This window comes from Oceanobacillus sp. Castelsardo (assembly GCF_001659985.1).
Classification (GTDB): domain Bacteria; phylum Bacillota; class Bacilli; order Bacillales; family Amphibacillaceae; genus Oceanobacillus.
Map to the genome: position 1 here is coordinate 42426 of NZ_LYCS01000010.1, position 13159 is coordinate 55584.

At 35.5% G+C, this 13159-nt stretch carries 17 protein-coding genes and 1 other annotated feature; of the genes, 4 read left to right on the plus strand and 13 right to left on the minus strand.

Translation table 11 applies throughout. The features are described 5' to 3' along the window. Positions 1-26: 26 nt before the first annotated feature. The 9 genes from A9178_RS15005 to A9178_RS15035 form a co-directional block, all read right to left on the minus strand. The gene (locus A9178_RS15005; RefSeq protein WP_068676735.1) at positions 27-341 is read right to left on the minus strand and encodes a hypothetical protein; all 315 of its coding nucleotides are present in this window, start codon (positions 339-341) and stop codon (positions 27-29) included. Between the two features lie 2 nt (positions 342-343). Further along, positions 344-1036 (minus strand): lysozyme inhibitor LprI family protein, encoded by a 693-nt coding sequence (locus A9178_RS15010; RefSeq protein ID WP_068676737.1) that lies wholly within the window; start codon positions 1034-1036, stop codon positions 344-346. 272 nt (positions 1037-1308) lie between these two features. Then, positions 1309-1731, minus strand: a complete 423-nt coding sequence (locus tag A9178_RS18735) for a YuzC family spore coat inner layer protein (RefSeq protein WP_082918220.1) — start codon at positions 1729-1731, stop codon at positions 1309-1311. Positions 1732-1860: 129 nt separating this feature from the next. After that, entirely contained in the window at positions 1861-2034 is a 174-nt protein-coding gene (locus A9178_RS18740; protein ID WP_156520778.1) for a hypothetical protein, read from the minus strand. Positions 2035-2077: 43 nt separating this feature from the next. Then, entirely contained in the window at positions 2078-2401 is a 324-nt protein-coding gene (locus A9178_RS18745) for a GNAT family N-acetyltransferase (protein WP_082918222.1), read from the minus strand. Between the two features lie 123 nt (positions 2402-2524). Further along, entirely contained in the window at positions 2525-2761 is a 237-nt protein-coding gene (locus A9178_RS19400) for a hypothetical protein (RefSeq protein WP_231889861.1), read from the minus strand. Positions 2762-2917: 156 nt separating this feature from the next. Then, complete coding sequence (locus tag A9178_RS19405) at positions 2918-3541, minus strand: hypothetical protein (protein ID WP_231889862.1); 624 nt, start codon at positions 3539-3541, stop codon at positions 2918-2920. Positions 3542-3611: 70 nt separating this feature from the next. Further along, the gene (locus tag A9178_RS15030; RefSeq protein ID WP_068676739.1) at positions 3612-3875 is read right to left on the minus strand and encodes a hypothetical protein; all 264 of its coding nucleotides are present in this window, start codon (positions 3873-3875) and stop codon (positions 3612-3614) included. A gap of 45 nt (positions 3876-3920) precedes the next feature. After that, positions 3921-4622 (minus strand): MerR family transcriptional regulator, encoded by a 702-nt coding sequence (locus A9178_RS15035; protein ID WP_082918223.1) that lies wholly within the window; start codon positions 4620-4622, stop codon positions 3921-3923. Between the two features lie 198 nt (positions 4623-4820). Then, positions 4821-5066 (plus strand) — a binding site (T-box leader). A gap of 54 nt (positions 5067-5120) precedes the next feature. On the opposite strand from A9178_RS15035, the gene brnQ reads away from it, so the two are divergent. Further along, positions 5121-6443, plus strand: coding sequence for a branched-chain amino acid transport system II carrier protein (gene brnQ / locus A9178_RS15040; protein ID WP_068676745.1), 1323 nt, complete (start codon positions 5121-5123; stop codon positions 6441-6443). A 153-nt stretch (positions 6444-6596) separates the two neighbouring features. Here brnQ and A9178_RS15045 read toward each other — a convergent pair whose 3' ends face one another. Then, a complete protein-coding gene (locus tag A9178_RS15045; protein ID WP_068676747.1) occupies positions 6597-7052 on the minus strand; it encodes a GNAT family N-acetyltransferase in 456 nt (151 codons plus the stop codon). 184 nt (positions 7053-7236) lie between these two features. Between A9178_RS15045 and A9178_RS15050 the strand changes: the two genes are divergently transcribed. Together A9178_RS15050 and A9178_RS15055 are read left to right on the plus strand one after the other, a co-directional pair. Next, positions 7237-7926, plus strand: a complete 690-nt coding sequence (locus A9178_RS15050; RefSeq protein ID WP_068676749.1) for an SDR family oxidoreductase — start codon at positions 7237-7239, stop codon at positions 7924-7926. A gap of 363 nt (positions 7927-8289) precedes the next feature. Next, a complete protein-coding gene (locus A9178_RS15055; RefSeq protein ID WP_068676751.1) occupies positions 8290-8739 on the plus strand; it encodes a hypothetical protein in 450 nt (149 codons plus the stop codon). Positions 8740-8901: 162 nt separating this feature from the next. Here the strand turns inward: A9178_RS15055 and A9178_RS15060 are convergent, their stop codons facing one another. From A9178_RS15060 to A9178_RS15070, 3 genes are all read right to left on the minus strand, one after another. Then, positions 8902-9249, minus strand: a complete 348-nt coding sequence (locus A9178_RS15060; RefSeq protein ID WP_068676753.1) for a hypothetical protein — start codon at positions 9247-9249, stop codon at positions 8902-8904. Further along, positions 9246-9710 (minus strand): hypothetical protein, encoded by a 465-nt coding sequence (locus A9178_RS19020; protein WP_068676755.1) that lies wholly within the window; start codon positions 9708-9710, stop codon positions 9246-9248. Before A9178_RS19020 ends, A9178_RS15060 begins: the two co-directional genes overlap by 4 nt. A gap of 484 nt (positions 9711-10194) precedes the next feature. Further along, positions 10195-10842: a LiaF transmembrane domain-containing protein gene (locus tag A9178_RS15070; RefSeq protein WP_068676757.1), complete on the minus strand. Its 648-nt coding sequence runs from the start codon at positions 10840-10842 to the stop codon at positions 10195-10197. Between the two features lie 260 nt (positions 10843-11102). Here A9178_RS15070 and A9178_RS15075 point away from each other — a divergent pair, with 260 nt between their 5' ends. Further along, on the plus strand, positions 11103-13103 hold the full coding sequence (locus tag A9178_RS15075) for a methyl-accepting chemotaxis protein (protein ID WP_068676759.1): 2001 nt from the start codon (positions 11103-11105) through the stop codon (positions 13101-13103). Positions 13104-13159: the final 56 nt, after the last annotated feature.

Genomic DNA, 13159 nt, shown 5'->3' on the forward strand with positions numbered 1-13159 from the left:
TTTAAATCCACCTCTTCACAATCTCCCTATTTAACTGTTCTATTTCGATATACAAGGAGAGTAATTACATTTAGAATAATGGTAATGATGAGAAGGATTGCTGTAACGAATACCCTAGCTCCCATTATATCCATAAGAGCAGACCAATCCTCAATCCTTACTCGATGATAGCTATTTAAAATCTGGAAATATAGCGAAATAGAACAAGCACTAATACTTATAATGGATAGAACAACCCAATTATTATTTCCCTGCTTTTTATCCCGTATTAGATTCATAATTGGGAGTATCCACGCAATTAGTCCAAATACGAGGCTGCCAACATTAAACCAACCAATCATCTCTAATCCCCCCCTGTATCTTTTGTTTCTTTTGTTTTTTCGTTCATATACTCCTCAACTAATTCATAACATCTTTCTTCTGTAAGAATTGCTAGTACAGTCACATATTCCAAGTGTTCCTGGGTACCACCTTTATATTTTAACGATGCTTCCAATGCACGATCATCTCTATATTTAATCCAATTCCGTTGTTCTTCTTTTAATTGATTCATCTCTTCTGGTGGCAGTTGCTCCTTTAAAACTCCATAAATTTCATTCAACCATTCATCCCAAATATCCCATCTATCGTTTTCTATTTTTTTCAAAGCATATGTCGATGAATCTACCGCTTCCAATTCTTCCGCTTCTTTTTTAGCGTTGTTTAATTTCTTGAGATACTCTTCCTTCAGTCTTCCGCCCGTATAATTAGTAGAAGGTTCTTCTTCTTTTGTATGTACATTTTTGGGTGTATCCTCTGTTTTATTTGTATTATTATGGTCTGTAACGATGGTGTCTGAATTACTGGTGTCAATGTTTGAAACACTTTCCGTGGTATTTGCATTAGAAGAATCATCATTTGTGTTTTGAGACAAATTGTTTTGCGACTGGTTGTCCGACGCATTGCTTGATTCTTCAGATGAACTTTCACAAGCTACCAATAAAATTACTAATACTAAAGTAAATATTGCTATCAAAACTTTTTTATTATTTTTCATAAAATAGCCTCCTCTTGTCGTGAATATCCCTATTAAGGACTAAACCTATAAAAATTCTCTTAGAAATCAATCCCCTCTAAAAAACGGAGATAATTCAAGATAAACAGTGAAACATTTAAAAAAACTCAGTACTTTTATATCATATTAAGACGAATGTCTAAAAAATATGACTCTGGTATAGAACCAGGGTCATTTGCAATAAGTTCCACTTTTATAGATTAATAACACATTTTTTCCATAAAAAAGTTACCACCTGCTAAAATCCTACAACACTACCAACGTAACGCAATAAGCAGTTCACAGCATTGTCCTGCTATTTCTGAATTAGCCAATATGATTCGAATGCCTGTTGGAGTAAAAGATGTTTCAATATCAATGGTAATTCCTGTAGATTTAATCAATTCATCTACTTTCGTTGTATTCGATTGTTGAGCTTCACTCATAAGTTCCTTTGCAAAAACTGGATCATTGACTAATTTCGTTAGTAATAAATTAGCCTGTTTCATTAGCCCCTGGAATCTGCGAACGGATTCATCTAACTGCTGGATATCAACGGGTGGATAATGGTTTTGCTGTCTTACCGTATTCTGTAATGAATCACTTCGATACACGGGAGCATAATTCACAGGAACCGTATTCATTCTTTGCGGTTGATAATATGGATAAACCACGTATGGATGACCGTAATTATACACGGAGGACCCTCCTTCTTATAATCATACCGTATATCTTATGTGTGACAGCTTGGCAAAGGTGTGACTTTTTCGAGAGATTGAACAGGATGCTTCCTTTAATAAGACAAATGAAATTAACGTTCTTAGCCACTATTTTAATTCTTTTTGAAAAACGACAAACATAGAGGGAACGGCTAGCATCTGCGCCAAATCGGGAAATAATGCTTCAATGGTTTCCATACGGACTGGACGATAGCCAATTCGAACATACCAGTTTTCCAAGATTGATTTGGATGAGTGAGAACCATTCTGAGGTACTAACAATTCGAGTTGCATCTTACGAAGGTGTTCTTTTTTGCACATTTGTTCAGCAAAATGGATTAACTCTCGTCCAGTGCCACCCCCCCTGGAATTGATTGTCCACCGCTAGCATTCCGAATTCTCCCGTTTCCTCGTCAAGCCGTCGAACACGGACACATCCGATTATTTTCCCCATCGATCTTGCAACGGCAATCTCACCGTTGCTAGTGTATTCTGCCATTTCCTCAACTGACGTACGGACTGCCCCATGCATCCAAAGACCTTTCTCTGATGCTTTATACACACGGTTGACTATGTTCGTAATACGCTCCATGTCCATAGTATTAGTACTTGCATTACTAGACAATAGTTGTATCTCGATTGACTGCATCTTAAGTGATATCCTCCTTATTTCCGTTTGAATTCTTTTTTAAAATACTGCAATCTTGTTGATCTGGAAAAGCCTGTCCCCTTTTATGTAAATGGCCAGTTTCCTTAATTAAATCGTAATTTCTCAACGATTTATGAAATACTTTATCTCCTCTATCATTTTATCCGCTTCATCTGCCCTAAATATAACCGTATCGATATATTTATTATTACTGTAAGAGGACCTCATCATTGTTGGCTCTTTTAACAACAGTTCAAAATCCGGAGTATCAATCTTTAACAAAGAGTAATAGGTACTTTTCGGAATCTTTACTCCAAATTCACTTTCCTTAGCCTTCTTGACACTCTTAATATTATCCATATCTATCTCTACACTACTCTGAAATCCTAAACGAATGATTACTTTGTCTTTTTTTAGATAATGAGGTAAACATTTCACCGAATGATATAACCCAATCATATACAACAGAGCATAAATATTTAGAATGGTAAATATCCACGCAAGGACGGTGCTCCATTAATGGATTAGATAATGGAAAAATACGCCTTCCACTACAATTAAGATTGAAAATAAAATAACAATCATCTTAATCTGTGACGTTTTATGGTACGTATAAGAATTCTGTTTCTCTTTCCTATTAGGCTTTCGAAACCGAATGAAAATGGAATAATAGAGAACACTTAGTTCAGTTAGAACAGCCTCTAACAGGAATCCCGTTCCTAGCTTTGGTTCAAGAGATATCCTCACTACATCTATAAAACTTTGATCCCTATTCTTATTATTCGCTTTATAATGGAAGATGCTTTTAATAATACTATACACGACAATCAGGATGATACTAACCTCTAATACAGGGATGAGCCAAACTAAGATTTGATTAAAAAACCCTTTTTGTGAGGAGGGGATAATGATATAAGACATTCCTAAACACAGAATAAAAGAAAAATAGATAAAAAGTTTCGGTAATGATTTTGGACGAATGAAGAACCAATAGATACCCGCTGGAGGAACAATCATTAAGGATAGCGTCAATATAATCACGGTAGAGTTGCTAATACTATCCAATCGCAAAATAAAGAAACTTCCTACCATAAAAGTCAGGAGTAATACTAATAAAATAGGGATGTAATATGTTTTCATCATTGGGACCTCCCTTTTCAAAAACATAACTAGTCTTTCAACTGGAAAAACTTAAATTGCTCCCCTATCATCATTTCATTCCATATTTATACAGAATTTCCTTAGGATTGATAACAATTAGTATCATTGCGATGACAAAATAGGTAAGCATAACAAATACAAGAATATCTAATAAATCTCCTTTAATCATCACAAGAGAAAAATTAAATAATTGATGAACAATAATCGGTATCAATAGGTTCTTATTTAGGTTATAAAACAACGTCACTATAATCGAAAAAGATAAAATCCCTATCATAAAATACAAATGATACTCAAATTGTAGCATTTTCATTTACAGGTTCTGGACTTTGGCTCATTGCATTTTTGGATAATTTGGTTAGGGGGCCTCTAATAGCTCATATCCATTTTCTCGTGCTATGTTTAAAAGCCTTTCTCCTATTTCACGATCCATATTTTTCCCACCATTAACCGCTCTACCATTTTCTATAACCATATAAATACATTTCGGATGAGCAAGGACCTCACCTTTAGGACTATTATTAGTATCTTCTATTTCATTTACAACGATAAATTTATCCTCTTTCATCTCTTCTTCATCAAAACGTATAACTCGTCTTACACTCATTAAAGTGACAGCTCTATTTAAACTTTCTGTACCATTTCTTATTATGTCATATTCATTATAAGCAGTGTAGTCCGTTATTTCGCCTTTAACTTCTATTGGTTTCATCTCTTTAATTGTATAGTGATCTAAATGTCTTTTTATTTTATTGCAGTCCTCTTTCACCGATTTTATTTGCTTTAGAACACGTTTTTTATATTCCAGTTCCTCTAGAATTTTCGCTTCTTTTTCTTCTAATACATACTCCAAACTCTCTACACTCTTACTACGCCTTATCTCCTGAATCTTCTTAATCTCAATATCTAGTTCTCTATAAAAATTCGTTGTGATAACATCATGAATATCATATTGATTATATTTTCTATAACCATTTTCATTACGCTTAGGTTTGACCAATTCCTTTTCCTCGTAATACTTTAATGTATCCCTAGAAACACCTAAAAAGTAAGGAGACACAGGGACAGGTCCATCGTCCCGGAAATCGCATGAGCCAATGTACCTGTCCCACACGAGCCAATGTACCTGTCCCTACGTCCCATGTCCCTACGTCCCAAAAGATTAAAAACCACTAATTTTTAGTACAAAGTAAATATTCAAAAAAAACCATTGACAACCTTGTCGTATTTTGTTATAAATAAGTTATAATTATTTCGAATAAAATCCGTGACGAGAAAGAGTAAGATAGGAATCCTGTTCCCTAGAGAGTCGACATTTGGTGAAAGTCGATGTACAGCTCATATCCGAAGATCATCTCTGAGATGCAAAGCTGAACATAAGTAAGCTTTGACGGAATTCCGCCGTTAAAGGAGCGCGTATGATAGTACGTAGCTAGAGTGTCGTATGTTATTTTTCATACATACGGAATTTGGGTGGTATCGCGAGTATAAACTCGTCCCTTACATGGGACGAGTTTTTTTATTTGTTATAATTAAATTCAATCTCGAGGTGTTACAGATGAGCAGAAAACATGTTGTTTTTATCGGATTTATGTTATTTTCTTTATTCTTTGGTGCTGGCAATTTAATCTTCCCACCAATCGTTGGACTAGAATCAGGAAGTCAATTTACTCCAGCCATTATCGGTTTTCTTATTACAGGTGTTCTGCTTCCATTTTTCGCAGTCCTTGCAGTTGCACTCTCAGATGGTGGAATTGTTGCAATGGGTAGCCGTGTCCATAAAGTTTTTGGAATTATTTTCGCAATACTCGTTTATTTATCTATCGGTGCTTTGTTCGGAATTCCACGTGCTGCGAACGTAGCATATGAACTTGGATTCCAACAAGTTCTCCATGCAGATGGTCAATTCGTATTAATTATATTTTCTATCATATTTTTTGGAATCACGTATTTTATAACATTAAATCCAAGTAAAATTGTGGATAGAGTAGGTCAGGTATTAACCCCCATTCTACTACTTACATTAGCTATACTTTTTGTACGGGCATTTATGATATTAGACAATCCGCCACTTCAGGCAACGGAAAAATATACTGCTTCTCCATTTACGGCTGGAATTTTAGAAGGATATTTTACCATGGATGCAATCGCGGCGTTAGCTTTTGGGATTGTCGTCATTCAAGCATTAAAGGGTAAAGGAGCAACTACGAATAGACAATTAATTAAAGGTACATTTGGGGCCGGTGTAATTGCCGCAGTTGGACTAGCGATTGTGTATTTATCACTAGGATGGATTGGAGTCGTTATTCCCAAAACGGAAACTTTCGAAAATGGAGCACAAATATTAACGCTAGCGTCTAATTTACTATTCGCATCAACTGGTAGCTTATTATTCGGAGTCATTGTCATTCTTGCATGTCTAACTACTTGTGTTGGTTTGATCAGTGCATGTGCAAGTTTCTTCCATGAAATTTATCCAAAATTAAATTACAAATTATATGCTACAGTGTTCACTTTATTAGGTTTCTTTGTTTCTACTTTCGGTTTAGATGCTGTATTAAGTTTTGCTGTACCATTATTGGTATTCATCTATCCAATCGCTATTGTATTAATCATTCTTTCTATTGCACAAAACTTCTTACCAGAAAGTAAAACGATGTTTAGACTCTCTGTATTGCTTACAACCATTTACTCAGTCTATGAAGTTCTTACATCCCTTGGACTTAAAATGGAGATGTTTACTAAATTAATAGGTTTTGTACCATTTTTTGAAAATGGATTAGGTTGGTTTTTACCAGCATTTGTTGGCGCGGTTGTTGGATTTTTAGTTGATAAAGTTAGTGGGCCTAGGGCTGAAGCTTCTTTAACACATAAGCATTAGGACTGATTGAGGAAGGACAAGTGTTTTTACTTGTCCTTCTTTTTTTTCATAGCTGAGATTCACTTTCACATAAAATCGGGATGATATGGAAAGAAGAAAGCTTGTAGAAGAAAGCAGTTACACTTTCTCTACAAGCTAATCCAATTGTTTATATCAATCTATATGTAATTCCATTACAACTCCAACTACAGGACCAGAATCATCGATTTTCCCATTCAACTGAAAACCAAAGGATTCGTATAGCTTTTGTGCTAATTTGTTGTCTAAATGAACACTTAAATAAACCTTCTTACAACCATATTGATATTGTATCTTTCGAATTAATAATGGAAGAAACTGTTTTGCATACCCATTTCCCTGAAAATGATAATCAATCATAAAACGATCTAACCATGCACTTTGAGTCAAATGACAAGACCATCCGTACATTGCATATCCAACAAGAGTTTCCTCATCATATAATCCCACAGAAATCCCATTTCCTTCAAACTTCGATTCTGCTAAAGAAAAAGCATTACTTTCAATATATTGCTTTTGCTGTTCTGATACGGATAAAGCAGCGATAGAACGCCAATTTTCAGTTGTTACTTCACGAATGTGAAGAGCCATGTTTCCAACTCACTTTCTAAAAAATAAAGCTTGTAAATATTTCATGGATAAATTGTACCATGTAAAGAACCAGGCGAACAGTTTCTTCTTCCAACTTTTATAGTTACAATCGGGACGGTACCTGTTCCCATAGTACTTTTTATAGTAAACTTAAGAATGCATCATGTAAAAGGAGGAAGAGTTAATGGATCAACATACAGTTGTCATCACAGGAGCCGGGAGTGGACTAGGCGCTTCGCTCGCAAAAAAATGTTCAGAGTTAGGCTCTTATGTCATATTATTAGGACGAACGAAAGAGAAGCTGATTAAGACTGCAGAATCATTACATTCAGGTTATTCCATCTATGAACTAGATGTTTCTTCAAAATCAGATGTAACCAATGTATTTCAATCCATTCAAAATGAAGTAGGTTCTATTGATTTATTAATTAACAATGCAGGGTTAGGTGTATTCGACCTTGCGGAAAATATTGAAGAGAAATATATAAATCAAATGATAGATATTAATTTAAAAGGAACGATCTTCTGTACCCAAGAAGTCCTAGAGGATATGAAATCACGAAAACAAGGTATGATTGTGAATATCGTATCCACAGCTGGGAAAGAAGGAAAAGTAAATGAATCAGTTTATTGTGCCAGCAAATTTGGGGTCCGAGGATTTACAGAGAGTTTAGTCGAGGAACTTAAGAATACTGGGGTTCAAGTATATGCTGCATATATGGGCGGAATGAAGACCGAATTTTGGGATGGTATTTTTACAGAAGAACAGACGAAGAAATTAATGCATCCTGACGATGTAGCTGATATTATCATGGATAATATCAAACCCCGAAAACATATCGCTGTAACAGAGGTTACGATAAAGAATAGATAAGATATAATAAAGTGAAACTTCAATCAGTGGGGGGATTCGACGCACAGGACGTGCTAGTGCCGACGTTGCGATAGGACGTCGCGGTTTTAGTCGGCCTTTTCCCCCCACCGATTGAAAGTTTAATTTCTTGAGTAAAAAGGATTAAGCAGATACTTAATAATAGTACAAGACTATATTTTATATAGTTATTTATACTAGTCTCCATTATTTATTACTCCTAACCATCAATTTGTACATGAATCGTTGAAGTGGCGCTGCTAAGAATACCACAGTACAGAGCTTACCATTTTCATTAAATTTATATCCCAATCGTACTGTTTTTGGACATACTTTCATATAAATAGGGATAAAGGAGGCGATTCATTGTTACAGTTAGGTAAAAAGTTGTTTTATAACAATCCAATTCAACTCCTTCTTATTTTAACATGCTTGGCCCTAGCTTTATTAGCACAAAAACTATCATTTAACATCATCCATCTCTCTTTAAATCAATTTATTGCTGCAAAAACGGATCGTATTTTTCTAGCTCAGGACAACTTTAGCTTTATCTTCAATGTTACATTACCATCCTTATCATTTATCCTCTCGGCTACCCTTCTAATATGGATGGGGATAACTAATCTTATATTATTTAAAAGTGAAGACAATAAAATTAATATTATACTTAGATTTATTTTAGCAATGATACAAATTGCATTCTTTATCTTCTTTTTATATACCGGAGGAAAAGTCTTTTTCTATTTTTCAATGTTTATATTGATAGTTTTTGTCATGGGTGGAATCATATTGTCAGGATTAGGTTGTGAAGAATGATAAAGAAGACTAAGTTTCAGGTGGAGTTTTAACCCCACCTGAAACTTAGTCGCCCTTATTTCGAAGCTTGGCGGCACTTATCTCCCGGCTATAGAGGCGGGAGTTTTAGTAACGCCGCGTAGATAAAGAGCGGACACGCTTGTATCCGCTCCATGCATATAGTCAACGTTCATAATAGTACATCCACCGCTGATACGCTTCATTTTCTAAATCTTTTTCATTGAACATATTTAATTCCTTCTTTGCCCTGAAAACAAGATGTTCATCATCGTAATAGTGGAACGTTTTATATATTTCCTGATTCTTTTTATGGAACTGGTGAATGAACTCTGTTAATTCAAAATATGGTAATTCCCCTGATTTCCACTGTTTGAATTGGTCAAATAATGGTTCAAGTTCTTTTTCAGTCATGTGTTTATGATATAAATCTAATATTCGACGATCACGCTGCCGTTCTTCTTTTGACTTTTTCATTTTTAATAGTATCCTTTCCTTTTGATTTCTTTTCAAAAAGGAAGATCCCCATCATCATGAAATTGGTGTGAAGCTTTTTGGGATTCCTCCATTATTTCTTTATAACGATTCTCTTCCTTTTCCCTCGACTGTTTCCACTCTTCCCATGTTATCCCGTAAGGAGTTCCGCCATCCGTATATCCAGCAATAAATGCAAATGTTTCGTCACTATCTTCCCAATTTCCTCCCATTAATTCTTGCTTTTTCTTTTCGGCTATTCCTCGCCTTTTTGCATCCCGTTGTTTTTTACTTTTATAATTTTCGCTTATGGGAAGTCCTAATAATTCAAATTCTTTTACTGCACATAACTTGTCAACAGCAAAATGCTTGCTATACCCATGAATAAGATTGCTTCCATCATATCTTGGTATCCAATGCTTCGCAGCCTGCAGACGGCTGCTACGGTTCATCCGTTTATGACAAGGTATGTTTAATCTTTTCCTTTTTGGCTTGGCCATACGTACCACCTTTAAGATAAATAAATTTTCAACCGAAAGTTTGAATAATAAATTATAACATTGCGGAAAATTAAGTGAAACCATAGTTAGGCTGTACTATCTTATTAAGCAAATTTTTTTCCTTTCAAGTAGACCATGTGAATCTTTGTCACGGTTGATTACTTCTTTTTTTACTGACAACTCGACCATGAGAGTTCTTCTCTCGGTCGACTACTCCAATTTTTTACTAACTACTCAACTGTGAGAGCTCTTCTCTCGGTCGACTACTCCAATTTTTTACTAACTACTCAACCGTGAGAGCTCTTCTCTCGGTCGACTACTCCAAGTTTTTACTAACTACTCAACCGTGAGAGCTCTTCTCTCGGTCAACTACTCCTTTTTTCACTGTCTACTCGACCGTGAGAGCAACCTCGAGCTTATTCATTCTCATCCTCCGACAATATCTATCATTTTGGGACGAGGTACCCGTCCCTCTGGTACCATATTAATTCTTAATCTCGGCTCCACCGAAAATCATAAGACAATTAATTTTCAATACGGCAACCTCATGAATACTTCTTGTATTATCTTCCCATCCACCAAAGATTGGGATTCCTGATGTTTCAACACGAACATTTTCTGGAACTATGATGCTTGCCCCTCCCATGATACAGGTTAGATCAAGTGTTGTCCTCTCTGTGATAATAGCTTCTCGGAGGTCTATTTCTACACCGCCACACAACGTCATAACACTACCACCATGAAAGTTTTTCGATTGACTTTTAATCTCTGCACCTGAAAACAACAAGAATGTGTTTAGTCTCTCACTCGTATGCGAAGTTTTCCCATTTTTAACTCGGGTAAGTATGATAACTAAACCAATGAAAATGAAAACAAGTGGCCATAAATAAAAAATTAAATTCAAATCGTACCATTGATTTGCCAAAAATATAATCCCGATTAATAAAAATAGGAAACCGGACACTGTAGAAGCATATGAACGATTGGTTAACTGAATAATACCGATAATAATGAAAATGAATGGCCACCAAGTAGACAAAACTTGCGACATGTTAATAATATCAGCCTGATGCAAAAGAAAACCAAAACCAAACATAAGAAAAAACAGACCTACCCATATTCTTCCTGACATGGACATCCCTCCTAGGACTAATTTATGTTCCATGGGGCTTTTTAATGATTAGAGTATTTATCGGAATATTTAAATATCCCAACCATCATGTAAAATGATACGACTTTATTTATTTTCCTCCTGTTTTCATAATAGACACAATAAACTGTATTTTCCTTTTTCCTTAAGAATATAGGACTATTTGCCGATACTGTATATAGGGTCTAATTTCATAGTTAAAAGACTATCTATAAAATACAGATTTATTGGAGGAAAGTGATTTGAAAAGAAACAAAAAGAATACGGCGAAAGTATCACTTAGCCTGAGAAAGAAATTAATTATATCGTTTCTAGCTATTTTATTAATACCTAGTATATCTATTGGCCTTGGAACATATATGACTTCAAAGTCTAATACGGATCAAGTAATGATGGGTACATCTCAAGAAAGTGTAATGATTGTCAATCAAACTATTGATCAATTCATAATTTCACAGATGGAAAACGTGGATTATTTGTCCAATTCCATTGTTGCCAACAATATCAAAAATGATAAAGATGCTAAAACGAGGGAAATTCTAGATACGATTCAAAAGGCTAAGGAAAGCGTGGTCGAGCAGACCTATGTGGGTACGGAAACAGGAGATTTTATGAACTCACCAACCTCGTTTCAAAACCCACCAGACTATGACCCTCGTGAACGACCTTGGTATCAGGAGGCAATGAAAAATAAAGGTAATGTCATTATTACTGACCCTTATGTCTCGCAATCATCTAAGGATGTAGTAGTTACATTGGCGAAAGCGACTTCGGATAGTCGAGGCGTTGTCGCGGTTAACTTAAAACTTGGAAGTCTTACAGATATCATTAGTTCCGTAAAAGTTGGGGAAGAAGGCTATTTATTTGTGTTAGATAAAACCAAACATTTCATAAGTCATCCTACCAATGAAGCAGGTAGTGTGGCAGAGGAAGACTTTTATGAAGAAATATATGCTACCGACTCCGGAACGTTTAATTACAATCTTGATGGTGAAAAAAAATTAGCCTTTGCAACTAATGACATTACTGGATGGAAGATTGCTGGAACGATGTATCAAACTGAGGTGAACGACGCCGTTAAACCAATTTTGCATTCTACCCTTACTATTCTCATTATTGCACTCATTCTAGGAGGCATCATTATCCTATTTATCATTCGCTCGATTACTAGACCAATTCATCAACTAGTCGGAGTAAGTGAAAAAATGAGTCAACGAGATCTGAGTGTCGATGTTGAAATCAATACAAATGATGAGCTAGGAACATTGGCCGAATCCTTTAATCATATGAGGGGAAATCTTAATGAAGTCATCTCGGAAGTTCGTGACAAGTCTCATCATGTTGCAGCAGCATCTGAACAATTAAGTGCAAGTACTGAACAAAATACACAAGCAACAGAACAAATTTCATCATCCATTCAAGAAGTTGCGGTAGAAATGGACAGACAGACAAATAGTATTGAAGATAGTAAACAAATGGCAGAAGAAATGGCTGGTTCTATTCGCCAAATTACAGCAAGTTCTGATGAAGTTTCCACAACAGCAAAAAATACAATGTCGGCTGTAAATGAAGGGAACAAAGCATTAGAAACAACTGTCAATCAAATGGAATTCATCAAGAAAAACACCCATGATTTGGCAAGAAATATCCAGGGATTAGGAGATTTATCTGGACAAATTAGTAATATAGTAGACGTTATAACAGAGATTTCCGATCAAACTAACTTGCTTGCATTAAATGCTGCGATTGAAGCTGCTAGAGCTGGTGAACATGGAAAAGGTTTTGCCGTTGTTGCTGATGAAGTCCGTAAACTTGCGGAAGAATCCTCTCAATCGGCAGACCAAATAAAAGAAATGATAGGAAAAATCCACACCGAAACTAGTAACACTGTAAAATCTATGGAAACAGCCACAGAACAGGTTGAAAAAGGTATTGACGTTGCGCACCATGCAGGAGAGTCATTTACAACGATAACAGGATATGTTGATACCATTACGGAACAAATTATGCAAGTTACATCAGAAATTCAAGAAATTTCTTCTAGTACAGAGCATTTCATTCAAATTTTTGAAGATGTTGCATCCATTGGCGAGACAATATCTGGTCAAACTCAAAACGCCTCTGCATCAACACAGGAACAGCTTGCATCGATGGAGGAAATTTCAAACTCAGCTTCCTCTCTTACAAAAATAGCTGAAGATTTACAACAGATAGTGGAGAAGTTTAAATTAAGTGATAAATGAGTTAAGAATAGAGTGAAATAAACAGCCTAAATTCATAGAATTTAGGCTGTTTTCAC

What these genes read in the sequence shown, in the direction of transcription:
- A9178_RS18745 (WP_082918222.1), bottom strand. Translation starts at nt 2,401, where the DNA reads ATGCAGTCAATCGAGATACAACTATTGTCTAGTAATGCAAGTACTAAT.
- A9178_RS15070 (WP_068676757.1), bottom strand. Translation starts at nt 10,842, where the DNA reads ATGTCAGGAAGAATATGGGTAGGTCTGTTTTTTCTTATGTTTGGTTTT.
- A9178_RS19400 (WP_231889861.1), bottom strand. Translation starts at nt 2,761, where the DNA reads ATGGATAATATTAAGAGTGTCAAGAAGGCTAAGGAAAGTGAATTTGGA.
- A9178_RS19405 (WP_231889862.1), bottom strand. Translation starts at nt 3,541, where the DNA reads ATGAAAACATATTACATCCCTATTTTATTAGTATTACTCCTGACTTTT.
- A9178_RS15045 (WP_068676747.1), bottom strand. Translation starts at nt 7,052, where the DNA reads ATGGCTCTTCACATTCGTGAAGTAACAACTGAAAATTGGCGTTCTATC.
- A9178_RS15010 (WP_068676737.1), bottom strand. Translation starts at nt 1,036, where the DNA reads ATGAAAAATAATAAAAAAGTTTTGATAGCAATATTTACTTTAGTATTA.
- A9178_RS19020 (WP_068676755.1), bottom strand. Translation starts at nt 9,710, where the DNA reads ATGGCCAAGCCAAAAAGGAAAAGATTAAACATACCTTGTCATAAACGG.
- A9178_RS15030 (WP_068676739.1), bottom strand. Translation starts at nt 3,875, where the DNA reads ATGAAAATGCTACAATTTGAGTATCATTTGTATTTTATGATAGGGATT.
- A9178_RS15050 (WP_068676749.1), top strand. Translation starts at nt 7,237, where the DNA reads ATGGATCAACATACAGTTGTCATCACAGGAGCCGGGAGTGGACTAGGC.
- brnQ (WP_068676745.1), top strand. Translation starts at nt 5,121, where the DNA reads ATGAGCAGAAAACATGTTGTTTTTATCGGATTTATGTTATTTTCTTTA.
- A9178_RS15005 (WP_068676735.1), bottom strand. Translation starts at nt 341, where the DNA reads ATGATTGGTTGGTTTAATGTTGGCAGCCTCGTATTTGGACTAATTGCG.